The sequence below is a fragment of the Cupriavidus taiwanensis genome (assembly GCF_900250075.1).
Lineage (GTDB): Bacteria > Pseudomonadota > Gammaproteobacteria > Burkholderiales > Burkholderiaceae > Cupriavidus > Cupriavidus taiwanensis_C.
This window is the reverse complement of sequence record NZ_LT977071.1, coordinates 1,935,296-1,952,892: the sequence shown is the minus strand read 5'-3', so window position 1 is coordinate 1,952,892 and position 17,597 is coordinate 1,935,296. Positions and strand designations below refer to the sequence as shown.

Genomic DNA, 17,597 nt, shown 5'->3' with positions numbered 1-17,597 from the left:
GGAGTCCTCCTGAAGCTTCCGCCCGCGGCCGCAACGGCCGCGGGTTTTTTATTGGGCGGCCGTCCGACGGCGCGGCGGATCAGGCCACCAATTGCTTGGCGTAGGTGGCGCGCGCCATCTCGCAGACTTCCACTGACACCTGCACGTTCTGGCCGGTGCCGCCGCCCGAGCGCACGGCTTCGGCAATCACATCGCAGACGGCCTGCGCCAGGGCCTGGCGCACGGCGGTATCGCGCCCGTCCAGGATCGACAGGCGCGCATGGACAAAGGCCCGCTCGACGGCATCGATGCCCTGGCGGTAGGTCGACAGCGTGATGCAGCGCGACTTGATATCCGCCTCCTGGAACTGGCCGGAAGCCAGCAGGGCGGCATTGGCCTCATCCAGCAGTTCTTCCTGCGAGCAGTTCAGGCGGGTGTTTTCGGTCAGTTCGATGACGAGGTGAGGCATGGCGGGTCCTGGCACAAAGCTCCGGCATGGGGCCGGCGACAGCGAGCATGATACGGGATCACTGCGACAGGTATGCGCCAGAGCGCCGAGGCCGGGCCTTTGATAGGGTCCATTCCGGATCGCCGGACGCAAAACGGGGCGCCCGTGGGCGCCCCGGCGGGGACTGCATGGCAGCGTCGGCTCAGGCGTGGACGGCCGTCACTTCGCGCGCCGGTGCCAGCGCGCTGCCGAAGCGGGCAGGGTTGTCCCGGGCCAGCTGCTGCAGTTGCGCCAGCTTGGCCTTGAGGCCGGCATCGAGCTTGGGCGTCGGCATGACCGTCGACGGACAGGCGACGCCCAGGATATCCAGCGCCTGCCGGAAATTTTCCAGGGTCAGGCCCACGGCGGGGTCGACCGTGACCAGCTGCTCGCGCAGCGCCTCGGGCATCGACTCGGCCGGGGCACACGACAGGATCACGTAATGGACCGGGCGAGCGCCCTGGGCGAAAAACGCTTCGATCTCGGCACCGTGGCCGCCCGCGACCGGCGGCGTCATGGCTTCGACCTGCAGGTCCAGCTGCTGCAGGATGGCGGCGGGGGTGCCCCGGCGCCATGCATCGGAGACCACCACACGGGCGCCCGCCACGCCGAACAGCCTGCGCACGAAGCCGAGCGCGACCGGGTCGAAGAACCTGACGTCGCGCGGCGTGCCCGAATCCGGCATGCCGCCGAGGCGGGCGCGGGAGCGGTCGGAGTACAGGACGCCGGGTACGTCCAGCATGATGAGTCGTTCAGCCATGGTTTCCTGTGCGGGTGCCAGTTCAGTTGGTGTGAAGCAAGGTTACTCGCCGCAACCGGGCTGTCACGTTACCGGGGCTGGTTTAGATGCAACATATCTGTAACTTCGTCGGGGAAGACGTAAATGCCGGTTACGTCGTCATGACAAATGTTTCGACCCGACACATCTTTGCCGCGATTGCCCGGTCACGGCTGCTGGAACCGAAAGCGCGCCACGTCGCTGGCCAGCGCCGCGGCCTGCCGGTCGAGCCGCGCCGCCTGGCCCGCCAGTTCGTCGACCAGCGCAGCATTCTGCCGGGCGGTCTGGCGCAGTTGCGCCGCCGCCTGCCCGGCGCCCTGCACGCTGTCGGCCTGCTCGTCCGCGAGCGCGCGCAAGCCCTCGGCCAGCGCATGGCTGTGGCCCACCGTGGCGGCAATGCGGTCCATCGCCGCCACCACGCAGCCGCTCAGGCTGGCGCCTTGCTGGATCTCGTGCGTGGCATTGCCGACAATGCCGCCGATCTCGCGCGCCGCCTCGGCGCTGCGCTGTGCCAGCGCGCGCACTTCCTGCGCCACCACCGCAAAGCCGCGGCCCGCCGGGCCCGCACGCGCCGCTTCCACGGCGGCGTTCAGCGCCAGGATATTGGTCTGGAACGCAATGCTTTCGATCACGCCGACAATCTCGGCAATATGGCGCGAATGGCCGTGCAGGGCGTCCATGGCGCCGCGCATGCGCTGCACCACGGCCGCGCCGTCGTCGGTGGCGGCGCGGGCGGCGCTGGCCATCTCGCTCGATTCGGTGGCCTGCGCATGCGCGGCGGCGACGTGCGCCGCCAGCGCCTGCATGCTGTCGGTAGTGGCGTCGAGCGCGCTGGCCTGCTGCTCGGTGCGTGCCGACAGGGCCTGGTTGCCAGCCGCGATCTGCTGGCTGGCCGCGGTGATCTCGTGGGCGCTGGCCTGGATCCGCGCCAGCACGCCGGCCAGCTGGTCGCGCATGCTGGCCACATGGTGCAGCATGCTGCTGTGGTCCGCCGGGCGCAGCGCGATCGGGGCGGTCAGGTCGCCGGCGGCAATGCGGCGGGCGATGTCGGCGGCATCGCGCGGCTCGCCGCCCAGTTCGGCGTGCAGGCTGCGCGCGGCGATCCACGCCAGCGCGACGGCCGCGAGCAGGCTGGCGCCGAGCAGGGTCGCCATCCAGGCCTGCGCGCGCAGCTGGCTGGCGGCGACGCTGGCAACGGTGGCGGCGGCCCGCTGCTCTTGCTGGCGGCGTACGGCCTCGACCTGGCTGCTGAGCCGCTGCAGCTGCCCGGTGACGAAATGGCCGTCGACCGAGACCGCGCTGTCGAACTGCAGCGGATCCAGCGGCTGCTTGCGCAGCAACGCCACGTACGCCTGGGCCAGCTCGCTGGCGCGCTGGCGTTCGCGCAGCAGTGGCGCCGCCTGGGCGGGGGCAGCCCGCTGCACGCCGGCCAGTGCCGCATCGAGCTGCGACAGCGCCGCCGCGATCTCGTCGGCGGCGCCGTCGCGCTCGGTGCTGCTGGTGGCCATGGTCAGCGCCAGCTGGGCGCGCCCGAGCGCGGCCAGTGCCGATTGCGCCCGCTCCGCCGAGATCGCGCCGTGCATGTCGTGCTGGTACAGGGTATCGGTGCGCGCCTTGATCGAGACCAGGTTGGCGATGCCGGTCAGGCCGACCGCGGCGCCGAACAGGTAGACCAGGGCAAAGGCGGCGCACAGGCGCGCCACCAGAGGCAGGCGGCCCAGCCGCGCCAGCCAGCGCGCGTGGGCAGCTGCCCGACGCTGGCCGGGCAGGGATGTCTTGGAAACTTGCAACACGGAGATGACTCCAGACGGGCGCGCCGGCGTGAACAGCCTGCGCAGCCCGGGCTTGACCCGATTCGCCGCTGGTGCCGTCCTCTGTACGGGACAGTCGCCGCGGCGCACGGATCGTCGTCGATCAACGTGACGCCGACGTGACATTCTTCCAATTGGACTGTCATCGTGCTGTCATGTGGATGTCATGCAATGTGGGCCGCGCTGCGCCCTGACCGCTGCCGCACCATCCCCCGCTTGCTTCCTATGAATGGCCTGACTGTCGCCACGTCCCTGCACGATCCCACGCCCGACGCTGTCAGCGTTGTCCCGGGCGGGTCCGCGCTTGCGCCGGCGCGTCTGCCGCCGCTGCACGCCGTGTTCCAGCCCATCGTGCAGGCGGACAGCGGCGCCATCCTCGGCTATGAAGCGCTGATCCGCGGGCCCGTGGGCTCGACTTGGGCGGCACCGGACGCGCTGTTCCGGCTGGCGCAGGGGGTTCCCGCCACCATCGCGCTGGAGGTCGAAGCGGCGCGCACCGCGCTGGTCGCCTGGCGCGGCTTCGACCTGCCCGGCAAGCTCTTCCTCAATTTCAGCCCGCAGACCTTGCGCCACCTGCTGGCGGACCGGGGGCGGCTGATGGCGGCGCTGCTGGAAGCCGGCATCGCACCGTCGCGGCTGGTGATCGAGGTCACCGAACAGACTCCGATCGGCGACGCCGCCAGCTTTGGCGTGGCCATGTCGGTACTGCGCGAACTCGGCATGCAGTACGCGCTCGACGATTTCGGCACCGGGCACGCCAACCTGGACTTGCTTGCCCACCTGTCGCCGCACTTCGTCAAGATCGACAAGTCGCTGGTGCGCGGCATCGCGTCGTGCTCGCGCCGGCTGGAGATCTTGCGCGCGCTGCTGCGCATGATGAGTGCCTTTGGCGGGCGCGTGATCGCCGAAGGCATTGAAGACGAAGATGAACTCGCCGTGGTGCGCGACCTGGGCGTGACCGGCGCCCAGGGCTATTACGTGGGACGGCCGGTGGCGCAACCGGCGGCGCAGGCAGCGCTGCATGTACGGCAGGCGCTGGCGTCGCGCCGCATTGCCGTGTTTCCGCAGATGGTGCGCTCGGGCTGGTCCGGCATCACCGCGGGACGGCTGCTGCGGCCGGCGCCGACGGTATCGCCGTCGGCCAGCAACGATGCGGTGCTGCGTACCTTCCAGGACCAGCCCGAGCTGCAGGCGGTGGCCGTGGTCAATGACGAAGGGCGGCCGCTGGCCATCATCGGCCGCCAGGCCTTTATCGACCGCTACGCGGCGCCGTTCCATCGCGAGCTCTATGGCAAGAAGGCCTGCATCGCCATGGCCAACCGCGATCCGGCCTGCTTCGACCAGCGTGCCAGCCTGGAGGACATGGCGCAGATCCTGTCGGGCGAGAACACGCGCTCGCTCGCCGACGGCTTCGTGATCACCGACCAGGGCCGCTATATCGGGCTGGGCACCGGCGCCGACCTGATCCGGGCCATCACCGAGGTGCGCATGGAAGCGGCGCGCTACGCCAATCCGCTGACCTTCCTGCCGGGCAATATCCCGCTGAACCAGCATATCGAGCGCCTGATCGAGGCCGCCAGCGAGTTCCATGCCTGCTATGTCGACCTGAACCACTTCAAGCCGTTCAACGACAAATACGGCTACTGGAAAGGCGACGAGATGCTCAAGGGCGCGGCCGCGATCCTGGCCGAGGCTTGCGACCCGGCCCGCGACTTCCTGGGCCACGTGGGCGGCGACGATTTCCTGGTGCTATACCAGAGCGCCGACTGGGCCGAGCGCATGCGGGCCGCGATCCTGCGCTTCAACGATGCCGCGCGCGCCATGTATGCGCCGCCCGACCGCGCCGCCGGCGGCATGCATGGCGAAGACCGGCACGGGCGGCCGGTGTTCTTTCCTCCGGTATCGATGGCGGTGGGGGTGGTATGCGTCAGCGGCGAGGGTGTCGCCGGCCTGCAGCGCCTGGGCAGCCAGCAGATCGGCGCCGCGGCGGCAGCGGCCAAGCGCGAGGCCAAGCGCTCCGCCGACGGCATGGCCGTGCTCGACTTCCTGGCGCTGTCGGCGACGCTGCCGGCGTAGCGCGGCTCAGTTGCCCGAGCGTCCGGGCACGGTGGTCCGGGTTCCGGCCTTCGGCAGCCTGGGCGCGATGCTCTCTTCGAGCACGTCAAGCCGGTAGCCATGCGCGTAGACCACCGTGATCACGATGCCGTTGGCCACGCCGATGCGCAGGGTCTTGCGCAGCCGCGAGATCAGGCCCGCCAGCGCCCGCGACAGCGGCGGCAGTTCATGCCGCCAGATTGCCTGCTGGATGCGCTCGGCAGCCAGCACGCGGCCGACGTTCGAGAACAGCATCATGGCCAGGTCGAATTCCTTCGGCGTCATGGCGATGCGCTCGCCGTGCAGCGTGGCGAAGCGCCCCATGCTGTTGAGCTGGTAGGGGCCGGCCTGCACCACCAGGCCCTGGCGCACGCGCTCGCCGGTCACGCGCCGGCGTAATGCCGTGATGCGCGCCATCAGCACGCGCGCATTGAGCGGGCGGCAAACGTAGTCGTCGGCGCCCGCGTCGAGCGCATCGACCAGCTTGTCTTCGCTGTTGTCGGCAGCCAGCAGGATGATCGGCACATCGCGCGAGCGCGCGCTGCGCACCGCGCGCACCACGTCCAGCGCCGGCAGGTCGGGCAGGGCATCGTCGATCAGCAGCATGTCGTACAGCTCCTGGCTGACGCGGTGGATCAGCTCGCGGCCGGTCTCGAACACGCGGCAACGAAAGCCGGCGCCCTCCAGCAGTTCGGCCACGGTACGGAGTTGGGGCGAAAAGCCCATGAGCAGCGCAATGTTCATCGGAGGCGGACCACAGGGCAGGATACGAACCGTCAGGCGAAAGCCGGCAAGGAGCGCCCGGGCCGCGGTCGGACAGCCCTGGCCGCGACGCCCCGATGGCATCGCGTTGCCTAGCCAGAAAGCGTATTGAAAGTGCGGTCCGAAAAACAATCAGACATTGCTGAAATATCTGCCGATTTTCGTTATTCGCCGCCGTGACAGGAGCGCAGTCGATGGTGGAGCTGCGGCAACTGCCGGGCGCTACGGAAAGTTGTCCACAGTTCCTGTGGACAAACAGGGGTATGCTGCCCCGACGGCGGCCTGGCACCGTGATGCCATCGGCGTGCCAAAAAAGAAGGCAGCGCCGGCCGGCGGCGCACGGCCGGGCGCCTACATCCGGGACCGTGCTGTGCCAAAATAGCGCGCATCGCGACCCGGTCAGCGGACACAAGCCCACCGATGCTGCAGAGCCCGAGTGTCATCGCCATCATCGTGCTGGCCTTTCACGTCGTAGGCGTGGTGGCCGCGCTGCATGCCGTCATGACGGTGCGCACCGCGCCGGGGGCGATTGCCTGGGCCGGCTCGCTGCTGATGATGCCGTACTTCACCCTGGTGCCTTACCTGATCTTCGGGCGCAGCACCTTCGCCGGCTATGTCGACGCGCGCCGCTTCAACGACGACCGGCTGCGCGAAATCCGCCACGGCATGACCCCGCGCGAGCGCGAGGCGCGCAGCGCCTGCGTGGTCCACGCGCCGGTGCAGGCCTGCATGCGCGCGCTGCCGCGCCTGACCGGCATGCCCTGCCTGGCCAACAACGATGTGCGCCTGCTCATCGACGGCGAGCAGACCTTCGAGGCGATCTTCGCGGCGATGGCGGGCGCCCGGCAGGTGCTGATCGTGCAGTTCTTCATCGTCCACGACGATGCGCTCGGGCGGCGCCTGCAGGCGCTGATGTGCGAGCGCGCGCAGGCTGGCGTCAAGGTGTACTTCCTGTTCGACCGCATCGGCTGCCACGCCATGTCGCGCCGCTACGTGCGCACGCTGCTCGATGCCGGGGTCGAGGCGAGGGCGTTCTCCACGCATCGCGGTTTCGTCAACCGGTTCCAGCTCAATTTCCGCAACCACCGCAAGCTGGTGGTCGTGGACGGCTGCGAAGCATTCATCGGCGGCCACAATGTCGGGGTCGAATACCTGGGCCAGCGTCCGCCGCTGGCGCCCTGGCGCGACACCCATATCGCGCTGCGCGGCAGCGCCGTGCTGGACTTGCAGATGGCGTTTGCCGAAGACTGGTACTGGGCCGCGCGCGAGGTGCCGCATCTGCTGATGCCGCCGCCGGAGGCGGGCGGGAGCATGACCTGCCAGGTGGTGCCGTCGGGGCCGGCCGATGCGCAGGAAACCTGCTCGCTGTTCTTTGTCGAGGCGATCCAGTCGGCGCGCCACCGGCTGTGGATCACGTCGCCATATTTCGTTCCGGACGAGGCCGTGTTTGCAGTGCTGCGGCTGGCGGTGCTGCGCGGCGTGGATGTGCGCATCCTGATCCCGGCGCGGCCGGACCACCTGGTGGTCTATGCCGCCTCCACGCTGTACGCCCACAAGGCCATTGCCGCTGGCATCAAGATCTATCGCTACCAGCCTGGCTTCCTGCACCAGAAGGTGATCCTGATCGACGACGAGGCCGCCGCCGTCGGCACCGCGAACCTTGACAACCGCTCGTTCCGGCTCAATTTCGAACTGATGGTGATGACGGCCGACCGGGGCTTTGCGGCGCAGGTGGCGGCAATGCTCGAGGCCGACTTCGCGCAGGCCCGTCGGGTCGGGCTGGACGAGTTCCTCTCCGCACCGGCGCCACTGCGGGTGGCGATGCACGTCGCCTCGCTGTTCGCGCCGATCCTCTGAGCCGCGGCCCCTGCCAACGTCGATGCAACAAGCTTGTGACAGTTTGATTGTGTACACTGTTCACTATAAGACTCTGCACATCATGAACTGTCATTCGTTTTCCGGGAGGCCGGCATGAACCGGGAAGCCTCCGCACCGCCCGCACGGGCGACCTATCGCCATGGCGACCTGCGCCGCGCGCTGCTCGACGCCGGCATCGACCTGGCACGCGAGGGCGGCCCCGACGCCATCGTGCTGCGCGAAGCGACGCGCCGCGCCGGCGTGGTGCCCAATGCCGCGTACCGCCATTTCGCCAGCCGGCAAGACCTGCTGCAGGCGGTGCGCGCGTCGGCCCTGTCTGCGCTGGCGATCGCCATGGAAGCCGAAATCGGCGGGCTGCGCCCGGGCCGTGGCGCCGCCGCGCATGCGCGCGCCTGCCTGCGCGCGGTCGGCACGGGCTACCTCCGTTTTGCCCTCACGGAAACCGGCCTGTTCCGCACGGCGTTCTCGGTGCCGGATGAAGTGGAAGACGACGCCGACCCGGCCAAGGCCGGCAACAGCGGCCTGAACCCTTTCCAGCTGCTGGGCGCGGCGCTGGACCAGCTGGTGGAGGCGGGGGTGCTGCCCGCCGAGCGCCGCCCGGGCGCCGAATACCTGGCGTGGTCGGCCGTGCACGGGCTGGCGATTCTGCTGATCGACGGCCCGCTGCGCAGCCGCGCCAGCGAGCAGGCGGAGATCCTGGGGCAGCGCGTGCTCGAGATGGTCGAGAAGGGCCTGTAGCCCGAAATTGCGGCATAAATCGCGGCACAAAAAAATGCCACGATGGCGGGGACCATCGTGGCAACGTAAGGAGCCAGGAAGGGGGGCAACCTGGCTCTGTCGGGCACCCAGGGTCGGGTGCAGGAACAATGTATTCCGTTGATTCTCATCTGAATATCGGACACTTCTTAAATATGTCTTTGTTTTGTCCCGATATAGGCACCCGCACGGACATGGGTTGGCCGGGGATCGTCGGGCAGGTGCGGTTCACCGGAATGCAGGGCCGGCCGCGCGGTCTAACTTGCGTGCCTGCCAAGTCTGGCAGGCTGAGCGCCGACAGTGGGGGAGCATCATGCAATACGGAATCGGAGTGATCCTCGTCGCGACCGCGCTGGCCGGGTGCGTGGCGTACCCGTATGCCGGCGACCCGTATCCGGCCTATCCCGCCTACTCGGTGTCGACGCCGTACTACCAGACCTACCCGGCCTATCCCGCCTATCCGGCATACGGCTATCCGTATTACCGTCCATGGCCGGCCTATGGCAGCTTCGCCTTCATCTATGGCGGCGGCGGACGCGGCCATCACTGGCATGGCCATGGCCACCACGGGCGGGGTGGCTGGCATGGCGGCGGGCGCGGGGGCGGCAGAGGAGGTGGCGGCAGAGGCCACTGACGGGTGGGCGTCCGCATGGCAATGCCGGGCCGCCAGGGTTACCATCGGTTCACGGTCGCCAACGGAGCCATATCGCCATGAGCAAGCCCGCACAGAAGCACCAGCCCCAACCGACGAAGCCAGCGCAGCAGCCATCCAGCGACGAACTGATCGAGCGCGAACTCGATGAGGCGCTGAAGGATACCTTCCCCGCCAGCGACCCGGTCGCGGTCGACACCGACGTGCCGCGCCGGCCCGGCAAGTCGAAGCCGGGCAAGTAAAGCGCGGAGCAACAAGGCGTCCGGACCAATGCGTCCGGCCGCGCGGCCGCGCTAGGGCAGCTGGCGCAGTTGCCCGATGACGGACATCAGCCGCCCGTGCGCGACGATGACGCCGGACTCATCCTGCAGCGCTTCCTGGTAGCGTTTGCGGAATGAGGGGTCGGCACCGTCGCTGAAGAGTTTTTCGGCGGCGCGACCGACGGCACGGCAAGTGTCGTCGTGGTGTTCCTTGGCCTCGAGCTCTTCGTCGATCTCGATGATCAGGCGCGACAGCGGGTCGAGCCAGCGGAAGTAGTTGTCTTCAGTCACCAGCTGGACAAACAGGCCGGCCGGAATCGGACCGTTCAGGCGTTCGTACTGGGCCCGGTCATAGCCGATGACTTCCTTGTGAACCTGCAGCAGGGCCGCGCGCAGGGCCTTCAGCCCCGAGCGGCGCGTTTCCTGCGTGGCGAGGAATTGTTCGTTGGGCATGCCCATCTCCGCGTTTCCACTTGATCGGGTCCGGGCAGCGGCGCGTCGTCGCGCGCCTGTACCGCCAGCGCTTGCGCGGCGGTGACTGTCTGCCGGATGTTCCGTGCGCGGCGTCCGGCCTGTGCCGGCACTGTCCCGCGCGCCTGCCAGTATAGGCAGGCCCCGCGGGGCGAGCCAGAGGCGCCGGCTAGCGAAATACCCGTATTTGCGCCGGCCCCGGCGCATGGTTGGCGGACATGGCGAGTCGCTCAGGGGCTGTCGCTGTCATCGGGTGCCAGCAGATCGGCCGCGCGCGAGCGACGTGCATCGGCCGCGCGGAAATAGCGGACCACCGTCGATACGCTGGCATGGCCGGTCATGGCCATGGTTTCAGCCAGCGGCACTTGCTGCGCCGCCGCTTCCGTGACAAAGCCCGAGCGCAGCGAATGCGCGGAATAGTCGCCGTCCAGCCCAGCCAGCGCGCAACGGGCCTTGACGATGCGGCTGACCGCCGCATCCGACAAGCCTTCTCCCACATGTCCACCGCGCCGGATGCGGCGAAACAGCGGGCCGTGCTCGATCCCCGCCGCGGCCAGCCACGCCTCGAGCGCCTGCCCGGCGGCGCCGGTGACGGGCTTGGCGGTATCGGCGTGCTCGCTGCCTGACTGGTTGGTCTTCGACCAGCCCAGCACATAGACAAAGTCCCCGGGCCCCACACGCGTAAGGTTGTCCATGGTGGCGCGCGCGACTTCGGAGCGGCGACGCCCGCCGCTGGCCCAGGCGAACAGCAGCAGCGCGCGGTCGCGCAACCCGGCCAGCGAGCCATCGCAGGTATCGAGCAGGCGCAGCAGCGGCGCGCGTGTCAGGGCGGCCTTGCGTGCCTGGCGGTGGCCGCGGCGCGCATAGGCGCGCCGGGTGCTGGCCATCAGCTCGCGCACGCCGGCATCGGCGCAGGGGTTGGGCAGGCCTTGCAGCTGGTGGGCCTTGGCGATGACCGCGAGCCGGTGGGTCAGCGTGGACAGCGCGGGCGGGCCGGGTCGTGCCTTGCATCCGTCAGCGACCAGCGCCTGGTCGATCGCGGCCGGCATCTCGCAGACAGGGCCCTGCGGCGTCTGGCGCGTGGCGTGGTCGACGATGAACTGGATAACGACGGCGGGCGCAAGCGGAAGCCGTACTGGCTGCCGGTAGCGCAGGGCATACCAGGCAGACCAGTAGCGCAATGCGGAGCGGTAGCTTGCCACCGTGTTGCGGGATTCGCCTTCCTGGCGCAGCGCGTTGGCCGCCTGCTCGGCGAGAGGATCCAGTTGGGACGTGCGGAGCGGAGCCGGTAAGTCGACATCGGAGGGAATCGGTGGGAAATAGGCCTCGTGGGGGTCTCGGATTTTGATCATATTAAATATGATGTATGCTGTAATATATCATACGTAAATGGCGAATAGAAGCCGATAATCCTCCATTATCGAACCTTATTTGTGGCTTTTCAGTAATTCGACGGATCCCATCATGGAAACGCTCCGCAGCCGAGGCATCACCCGCGACGACGTCTGGCAAGCCGCCGACAGCCTGCTCAAGGCCGGCCAGCGGCCGACCATCGAACGCATCCGCCTGCATCTGGGGCGAGGCTCGCCCAACACCGTGAGTCCGCACCTGGATGCCTGGTTTGCTGCGCTGGGCGGGCGGATCCAGGATCCGCAGGGCTTCGCGCCGGCGCCAGGCTGTCCCGAGCCCGTCACGGAAGCCGCGCGATACCTGTGGGAGGCAGCGCTGCAAGGCGCCAGAGCCTCGGCCGAGACCGCGTTGGCGCAGCGGGAAGCCGCGCTGGTGGAAGCGAACGCGGCGCTGCAGCAGGAGCGCGAAGCGCTGGCGCAGGAACGCCAGGTCATGCAGGCGCGGCTCGAAGGCGCGGAGGCTGCCATGGCGGAACTGACGCGGGCACGCGACGAGGCGGCGGAGCGTTCCGCCCGCGCCGAAACCGCTGCGGCAGCATGGCAGCAGCAGGCCGAGGCGCTGCGCGCCGAGCACGCCACGGCGCTGGCCGCGCGCGAGGCGATGCAGAACGACTTTGAAGCCCAGCGCGCGGCCTGGGACCAGGAGCGCGAAACGCTGATGCAGCGCACCGCCGCCAACGAGCGGCGCATGGCGCTGGAACTCGATGCGGCGCGGGTGGCCGCCAGGGAAGCGCAAAAGCTGCTCGAGGCCGAACGCAAGGCGGCGGTCGAGCGACTCAGCCGGGCCGCGGAGGCGGCATCGCGCCAGGGCAGCGAGATGACCAGGCTCGCACAGGCAATCGCGGTACTGGAAGAACGGGTGCGCCAGCGGGAAAGCTTGCTGGCGGAGTACCGCGAGCAGGCCGGCGCGGCGCCTGCCGAAGCCACGGCTGTGGTAACGCCGCCCCGGCGGAGCCGTCCGGCCCGTCTCGCGCTGTCCGTCGGCAAGGGAAGACGGCGCGGCCGGGGGCTGTAGGCCGACCGTGCCTTCCGGCAAGAAGCGCAGCGCAAGGCATGCTGGCGGGGAATCAATTGAGCTATATTGAAGGCTCATTTGATGAGATCTGCCATGCCGCGCATGCTCACGCCTGAAGGCCATTATCCGCTCGCACACCAACGCCGCGCCGCCCGCGAACTCAGCGTCAATAGCTACCTTGCGGTCTACGAGGCCACGCTGTCGACCGAAGGCGCCATGTCGGTAATCCACGCCATCCGCGAGGGCGTGCCGGCTTCCGATCTCAACCGGCTGGCCGAAGCGATGGGCACGAGCAAGGAACAGCTGATCAGGACGCTGGATTTGCCGCGTGCCACCGTCGACCGCAAGGCGCGCGCCCACCAGAACCTGTCGAGCGAGCAGAGCGAGCGCGTGCTGGGCATGGTGCGGCTGGTCGGCCAGGTGCAGGCGCTGGTGGAAAGCTCGGGCGATGCGCGCGGCTTCAATGCGGCGCAGTGGGTGGCGCAGTGGCTGGAGCAGCCGTCGCCGGCGCTGGGCGGCCAACGCCCCGCCGCGCTGATGGATACCGTCGCGGGCCAGCGCATCGTCTCCGACCTCGTGGCCAGGATGCAGAGCGGGGCCTACGCTTGAGGCCGGCGTGGCGCATCGCGACCGACACGCCCCTCTACACCGCGGACGATGCCAGCGGCGCCGGTGCCAAGGCCACCGGCGGGCGCTGGAACCGGCAGGCCACGCCGCTGATTTATGCGGCGTCCAGCATCGCGCTGGCGTGCCTGGAAACCCTGGTTCACCTGGGCTCGGCCGGCCTGCCGTTGAACCGCTACCTGGTCCGCATCGATATCCCCGATGACTTGTGGGCCGCGGCACAGCGACTGACGGCCGCCAGCGCGCCGGTCGGCTGGGATGCCATTCCCGCCGGCAAGACCAGCCTCGACACCGGCGAGGCCTGGGTCCGCGCGGGCACCAGCGCCTTGCTGCTGGTGCCTTCCATCGTGATTCCCGAAGAGTTCAACGTGCTGGTCAATCCCTTGCACGCGGATGCCGGGCGGCTAGCCTATGCCAAGATGCGCCGCTGGCAGTACGACGCACGCCTGGCCTGAGGCAGGATCACGCCGCGCCGCCGGCGCGCAGCAGGTGCTTCTGGATCTTGCCGCTGGTGGTCTTGGGCAGCGCTTCGACGAAATGATAGCGGCGCGGCCGCTTGTAGGCGGCAAGCCGGTCGCCTTGCAGCAGGAAGGCATCGAGCTGTTCCGCGCTCGGCGCGGCCTCGCCGCGCGCCACCACGTAGGCGCCGACCACCTGGCCCCAGGTGGGATCGGGCTCCCCCAGCACCGCGACTTCGAGCACGCCGGGATGCTCGATCAGGGCGTCTTCCACCTCGCGCGGATAGACGTTCTCGGCGCCGGAATTGATCATGTAGTCGATGCGGTCGCGGATCCACAGGTAGCCGTCGGCATCCACGCTGCCGAGGTCGCCGGTGTGGTACCAGCCATGCGCCAGCGCGCGTGCGTTGGCATCCGGGCGGTTCAGGTAGCCCTGCATCATGCATGGGCCGCGCACCAGCACTTCGCCGACTTCGCCCGGCGCGCACGGCTGCGACGGGTCGGTCGGTGCGCCGTCCTCGCGCAGCCTTGCCACCACCAGCTCGTGGCCCAGCGCGGGGAGGCCGGCAGAGCCGGCGCGGCTAAGTTGTTCGTGCGGGTAGAGCACCGACATGCATGGTCCCATTTCCGTGGTGCCGTAGACCTGCACCAGCCCCGCGCCGACCTTGCGGTCCCATTCGCGGATCAGGTGCGGCGCCATCGAAGCGCCGCCGTACTCCACCAGCCGCAGCGAGGACAGGTCGCGGGTTGCGGCGTCCGGATGGTCTAGCAGCATGCCGACCATGGTCGGCGCCGCGAAGAAGTGCGTGACGCCCTCGGCTTCGACCAGCTGCCACGCCTCGCCCGCATCGAAGCGGCGCTGCAGCACCTGGGTGGCGCCGACCTGCAGGCGCGGCAGGAAGCTGGTATGCAGCTCGGCGGTGTGGTTCAGCGGCGCGAGCGACAGGCCCACGTCCTCGCGCGACAGCATCATGGCCTGGTGCATCATCGCGTTGTGCTGCAGCTTGCTGCGATGGGTGTGCATGACGCCCTTGGGCCGGCCCGTGGTGCCGCTGGTGTACATCAGGATGCAGGAATCGTTCTCGTCGACCGTCACCGTCGGCGGCGTGTCGGGCTGGCCTGCCGCCAGCGTGTCGAGCCGGTGCGTGGCGAAGGCGGGTGCCGGGTCGGCGTCGGCATAGAGGCGCAACGTGGTGCCGGGCGCCAGTTCGGCGGCTTTTTCCACGACGGCCGCGCCTTCGCGTTCGAACAGCAGCGCCCTGGCGCCGCCATCGTTCAGGATGTAGGCCAGCTCCTGCGCCGCCAGGCGGTAGTTGACCGGGTTGAAGACGGCGCCTAGGCGGGCCGTGGCCAGCAGCGTAAAGACAAAGGCGGGCGTGTTGTAGAGGAAGGCCGCCACCACGTCGCCCTTGCCGATGCCGAGCGACTGCAAGGCATGCGCGTGGCGGTTGACCTCGGCATCCAGCTGCGCAAAGGTCCACGCGCGCCGCCCGGCGCCGATGCCGCTGACCAGCGCGGTCTTGTGGGGCAGGTTGCGCGCGGGCCAGGTCAGGGTGTCGCCAAGGGTGATGCCGCGGGTCAAGGTTGGTCTCCGGTCGTCCGCCGCCGGGCAGGCAGGCGCTTGATGTCTTGTGAGCCGGACAATATAGAGCGGCGCGTGGGGCACATGGAAATAACGATTTGCTCTTTCTTTATGCCAGTTAAGCGGTAAGGGCGTTCCTCGGCCAGCCACTACTGTATATTTGTACAGTTTTCGCCGTGCCCATTGTCTGTGTCCGCCGTCACCGCGCCCCCTCCCGTCACGCCCGCACCGCTCACTGCGTCCACTGTGCCGACGCAGCCCGCGTACGTCGTCGCAGTGCGCGCGCTGTGCGAGTTCACCGCCAAGGCGGGTGACCTGGACCTGCGTTTCGTGCCGACGCCGTCGGCGCAGGAGGGGGTGGCGGGCCATGGCGTGGTGACCGGCCGTCGCGGCGCGGGCTATCAGGCGGAAGTGGCGCTGTCCGCGGATTTCGGTCCGCTTCATGTCCGTGGCCGTGCCGACGGCTACGATCCCGCTGCCAACCGGCTGGAAGAAATCAAGACGGTACGCGGCGACGCCGCCGTGCCGGACAACCACCGCCACCTGCACTGGGCCCAGGCCAGGATCTATGGCTGCCTGCTGTGCCGCAAGCTGGGGCTGCCCGGGCTGGAGATCGCGCTGGTCTATTTCGACATCATCAGCCAGCGCGAGCACCCGGTGGTGGCGCATTTCGACGCGCCGGCGCTCGAGGCGTTCTTTGTCCAGTCCTGCGAGCGCTTCCTGCACTGGGCCGAGGCCGAGCTGGCGCACCGGCAGGCGCGCGACGCCGCGCTGGCGCGGCTGGCGTTTCCGCACCAGGGCTTTCGCCCGGGCCAGCGCGAGCTGGCGCAGGCGGTCTACAACGCCAACCGCGCCGGCCGCCACCTGCTGGCGCAGGCGCCCACCGGCATCGGCAAGTCGGTCGGGACGCTGTTCCCGGTGCTCAAGGCCATGCCGGGCCAGCGGCTCGACAAGGTATTCTTCCTGTCGGCGCGTTCCACCGGGCGCGGGGTGGCGCTGCATGCCGCCGCGGCCCTGCGCGGCCATGGAGCGCAACCGCTGCGCGTGCTCGAGCTGACTGCGCGCGACAAGGCTTGCGAGCATCCGGAGCTGGCCTGCCATGGCGAATCGTGCCCGCTGGCGCGCGGCTTCTATGACCGCCTGCCGGCCGCGCGCGAAGCGGCCCGCGCCATGCCGGTGCGCGACCGCGCCGCAGTGCGCGAACTGGCGCGCGAACATGCCATCTGCCCTTACTACCTGGCGCAGGAACTGGTGCGCTGGAGCGACGTGGTGGTGGCCGACTACAACTACTACTTCGACCGCAGCGCGATGCTGTACGCGCTGACCGTGGCCAATGGCTGGCGCGCCAGCGTACTGGTGGACGAGGCCCACAACCTGGTCGAGCGCGGCCGCGCGATGTATACGGCGGAGCTGGACCCGCAAGCGCTGCGCGAGCTGCGCCGCGGCGCGCCGGCGCCGCTATCCCGGCCGCTGGCACGGCTGGCGCGGCAGTGGAGCATACTCGCGCGCCAGGGTGACCATGCCTACGAGGTCCTGCCGGAAGTGCCCGCGGCCTTTCGCCGCGCGTTGGAAGAATGCTGTGCGGCGGCGCTGGCCTACATGACCGAGCATCCAGGCGCGCACGATCCGGCGCTGCAGCGCTTCTACTTTGACGCACTGCATTTCGCCCGCCTGGCCGAACAGCTCGATGTGCATTCGCTGTTCGATATCCAGCGCATGTCGCGGGGCCGCGGCTATCATGCGCGGCTTTGCCTGCGCAACGTGATCCCGGCCCCGTTCCTGCGCCCGCGCCTTGCCGCCGCGCATTCGGTCACGCTGTTTTCAGCGACCCTCGATCCCGCGGACTATTACCTCGACACGCTGGGCCTGCCGCCCGATTGCGCGCGCGTGCAAGTGCCATCGCCATTCCGCGCCGAGCAGCTGTCGGTGCGGATTGCCTCGCGCATCTCCACCCGCTATGCGCGGCGCGGGCAGTCGCTGCCGGCCATCGTGGCGCTGATGGCGGACCAGTTCCGCGCGCGCCGAGGCAACTACCTGGCCTTCTTCAGCAGCCACGAATACCTGCAGCAGGCCGTCGCCCGCTTCGCCGGGTCGCACCCGGACATCCCGCATTGGGTCCAGGCGCGCGGCATGGACGAAGCCGCGCAGGCGGCGTTCCTGGCGGCCTTTGCGGAAGGCGGCGAGGGCATTGGCTTTGCGGTGCTCGGCGGCGCCTTTGCCGAGGGCGTCGACCTGCCGGGCGAGCGCCTGATCGGCGCCTTCGTCGCCACGCTGGGGCTGCCCCAGTTCAACGCCGTCAACGAGCAGTTCCGCGCGCGCATGGAGCAGGCGTTCGGCCGGGGCTATGCCTATGCCTACCTGTATCCCGGGCTGCGCAAGGTAGTGCAGGCCGCGGGCCGGGTGATTCGCACGCAGCAGGACCAGGGCGTGCTGTATTTGATCGATGACCGCTTTGCCGCGGCGGAGGTGCGGGAGCTGCTGCCGTCATGGTGGGAAATCGCGCCGGCGGCGTAGAAATTACACGCGGGCGTCGCGGATGCGGCATGCTGGCGCCGTAGCCCCGCCTCCGGTTGGCCTCGCG

Annotated in this window: 16 protein-coding genes; 9 read left to right on the top strand and 7 right to left on the bottom strand. The window is 69.2% G+C overall.

Features of this window, described 5'->3' with window-relative positions:
* Positions 1-79: 79 nt before the first annotated feature.
* The 3 genes from CBM2588_RS25185 to CBM2588_RS25175 all read right to left on the bottom strand — a co-directional run bounded on the left by CBM2588_RS25185 (position 80) and on the right by CBM2588_RS25175 (position 3,037).
* Positions 80-448, bottom strand: a complete 369-nt coding sequence (locus tag CBM2588_RS25185; RefSeq protein ID WP_026163988.1) for a 5-carboxymethyl-2-hydroxymuconate Delta-isomerase — start codon at positions 446-448, stop codon at positions 80-82.
* Positions 449-629: 181 nt separating this feature from the next.
* A complete protein-coding gene (locus CBM2588_RS25180) occupies positions 630-1,226 on the bottom strand; it encodes an HAD domain-containing protein (RefSeq protein ID WP_115683020.1) in 597 nt (198 codons plus the stop codon).
* 185 nt (positions 1,227-1,411) lie between these two features.
* A complete protein-coding gene (locus CBM2588_RS25175) occupies positions 1,412-3,037 on the bottom strand; it encodes a methyl-accepting chemotaxis protein (protein WP_115683019.1) in 1,626 nt (541 codons plus the stop codon).
* Between the two features lie 243 nt (positions 3,038-3,280).
* Between CBM2588_RS25175 and CBM2588_RS25170 the strand changes: the two genes are divergently transcribed.
* Positions 3,281-5,131 (top strand): EAL domain-containing protein, encoded by a 1,851-nt coding sequence (locus CBM2588_RS25170; RefSeq protein WP_115683018.1) that lies wholly within the window; start codon positions 3,281-3,283, stop codon positions 5,129-5,131.
* 6 nt (positions 5,132-5,137) lie between these two features.
* On the opposite strand, the gene CBM2588_RS25165 is transcribed toward CBM2588_RS25170, so the two are convergent.
* Complete coding sequence (locus tag CBM2588_RS25165; RefSeq protein ID WP_115683017.1) at positions 5,138-5,893, bottom strand: response regulator transcription factor; 756 nt, start codon at positions 5,891-5,893, stop codon at positions 5,138-5,140.
* Between the two features lie 438 nt (positions 5,894-6,331).
* Here CBM2588_RS25165 and cls point away from each other — a divergent pair, with 438 nt between their 5' ends.
* The 4 genes from cls to CBM2588_RS25145 all read left to right on the top strand — a co-directional run bounded on the left by cls (position 6,332) and on the right by CBM2588_RS25145 (position 9,439).
* Positions 6,332-7,768, top strand: coding sequence for a cardiolipin synthase (gene cls, locus CBM2588_RS25160; RefSeq protein WP_115683016.1), 1,437 nt, complete (start codon positions 6,332-6,334; stop codon positions 7,766-7,768).
* A gap of 114 nt (positions 7,769-7,882) precedes the next feature.
* Entirely contained in the window at positions 7,883-8,527 is a 645-nt protein-coding gene (locus CBM2588_RS25155; protein WP_115683015.1) for a TetR/AcrR family transcriptional regulator, read from the top strand.
* Positions 8,528-8,858: 331 nt separating this feature from the next.
* Positions 8,859-9,179, top strand: coding sequence for a hypothetical protein (locus CBM2588_RS25150; protein ID WP_115683014.1), 321 nt, complete (start codon positions 8,859-8,861; stop codon positions 9,177-9,179).
* Between the two features lie 77 nt (positions 9,180-9,256).
* Entirely contained in the window at positions 9,257-9,439 is a 183-nt protein-coding gene (locus CBM2588_RS25145) for a hypothetical protein (RefSeq protein WP_111521592.1), read from the top strand.
* A 51-nt stretch (positions 9,440-9,490) separates the two neighbouring features.
* On the opposite strand, the gene CBM2588_RS25140 is transcribed toward CBM2588_RS25145, so the two are convergent.
* Both CBM2588_RS25140 and CBM2588_RS25135 read right to left on the bottom strand, forming a co-directional pair.
* Positions 9,491-9,916 carry a hypothetical protein gene (locus CBM2588_RS25140; protein WP_115683013.1) on the bottom strand — a complete coding sequence of 142 codons (426 nt, stop codon included), beginning with the start codon at positions 9,914-9,916 and terminating at the stop codon, positions 9,491-9,493.
* 242 nt (positions 9,917-10,158) lie between these two features.
* Positions 10,159-11,280 carry a site-specific integrase gene (locus CBM2588_RS25135; RefSeq protein ID WP_115683012.1) on the bottom strand — a complete coding sequence of 374 codons (1,122 nt, stop codon included), beginning with the start codon at positions 11,278-11,280 and terminating at the stop codon, positions 10,159-10,161.
* Between the two features lie 112 nt (positions 11,281-11,392).
* On the opposite strand from CBM2588_RS25135, the gene CBM2588_RS25130 reads away from it, so the two are divergent.
* The 3 genes from CBM2588_RS25130 to CBM2588_RS25120 all read left to right on the top strand — a co-directional run bounded on the left by CBM2588_RS25130 (position 11,393) and on the right by CBM2588_RS25120 (position 13,431).
* Complete coding sequence (locus tag CBM2588_RS25130; RefSeq protein WP_115683011.1) at positions 11,393-12,352, top strand: DNA-binding protein; 960 nt, start codon at positions 11,393-11,395, stop codon at positions 12,350-12,352.
* A gap of 93 nt (positions 12,353-12,445) precedes the next feature.
* A complete protein-coding gene (parS, locus tag CBM2588_RS25125; protein WP_115683010.1) occupies positions 12,446-12,961 on the top strand; it encodes a type II RES/Xre toxin-antitoxin system antitoxin in 516 nt (171 codons plus the stop codon).
* On the top strand, positions 12,958-13,431 hold the full coding sequence (locus tag CBM2588_RS25120; RefSeq protein WP_115683009.1) for an RES family NAD+ phosphorylase: 474 nt from the start codon (positions 12,958-12,960) through the stop codon (positions 13,429-13,431). The genes parS and CBM2588_RS25120 overlap by 4 nt, the downstream gene beginning before the upstream one ends.
* A gap of 7 nt (positions 13,432-13,438) precedes the next feature.
* On the opposite strand, the gene CBM2588_RS25115 is transcribed toward CBM2588_RS25120, so the two are convergent.
* Positions 13,439-15,016: a fatty acid--CoA ligase gene (locus CBM2588_RS25115; RefSeq protein ID WP_115683008.1), complete on the bottom strand. Its 1,578-nt coding sequence runs from the start codon at positions 15,014-15,016 to the stop codon at positions 13,439-13,441.
* A gap of 246 nt (positions 15,017-15,262) precedes the next feature.
* Between CBM2588_RS25115 and CBM2588_RS25110 the strand changes: the two genes are divergently transcribed.
* Positions 15,263-17,530, top strand: a complete 2,268-nt coding sequence (locus CBM2588_RS25110; RefSeq protein ID WP_115683007.1) for an ATP-dependent DNA helicase — start codon at positions 15,263-15,265, stop codon at positions 17,528-17,530.
* The last annotated feature ends 67 nt before the right edge of the window (positions 17,531-17,597 follow it).

Coding starts and splice junctions, on each gene's coding strand:
- CBM2588_RS25130 (WP_115683011.1), top strand. CDS start 11,393: ATGGAAACGCTCCGCAGCCGAGGCATCACCCGCGACGACGTCTGGCAA.
- CBM2588_RS25180 (WP_115683020.1), bottom strand. CDS start 1,226: ATGGCTGAACGACTCATCATGCTGGACGTACCCGGCGTCCTGTACTCC.
- CBM2588_RS25155 (WP_115683015.1), top strand. CDS start 7,883: ATGAACCGGGAAGCCTCCGCACCGCCCGCACGGGCGACCTATCGCCAT.
- CBM2588_RS25150 (WP_115683014.1), top strand. CDS start 8,859: ATGCAATACGGAATCGGAGTGATCCTCGTCGCGACCGCGCTGGCCGGG.
- CBM2588_RS25170 (WP_115683018.1), top strand. CDS start 3,281: ATGAATGGCCTGACTGTCGCCACGTCCCTGCACGATCCCACGCCCGAC.
- CBM2588_RS25165 (WP_115683017.1), bottom strand. CDS start 5,893: ATGAACATTGCGCTGCTCATGGGCTTTTCGCCCCAACTCCGTACCGTG.
- CBM2588_RS25135 (WP_115683012.1), bottom strand. CDS start 11,280: ATGATCAAAATCCGAGACCCCCACGAGGCCTATTTCCCACCGATTCCC.
- parS (WP_115683010.1), top strand. CDS start 12,446: ATGCCGCGCATGCTCACGCCTGAAGGCCATTATCCGCTCGCACACCAA.
- CBM2588_RS25185 (WP_026163988.1), bottom strand. CDS start 448: ATGCCTCACCTCGTCATCGAACTGACCGAAAACACCCGCCTGAACTGC.
- CBM2588_RS25140 (WP_115683013.1), bottom strand. CDS start 9,916: ATGGGCATGCCCAACGAACAATTCCTCGCCACGCAGGAAACGCGCCGC.
- cls (WP_115683016.1), top strand. CDS start 6,332: ATGCTGCAGAGCCCGAGTGTCATCGCCATCATCGTGCTGGCCTTTCAC.
- CBM2588_RS25145 (WP_111521592.1), top strand. CDS start 9,257: ATGAGCAAGCCCGCACAGAAGCACCAGCCCCAACCGACGAAGCCAGCG.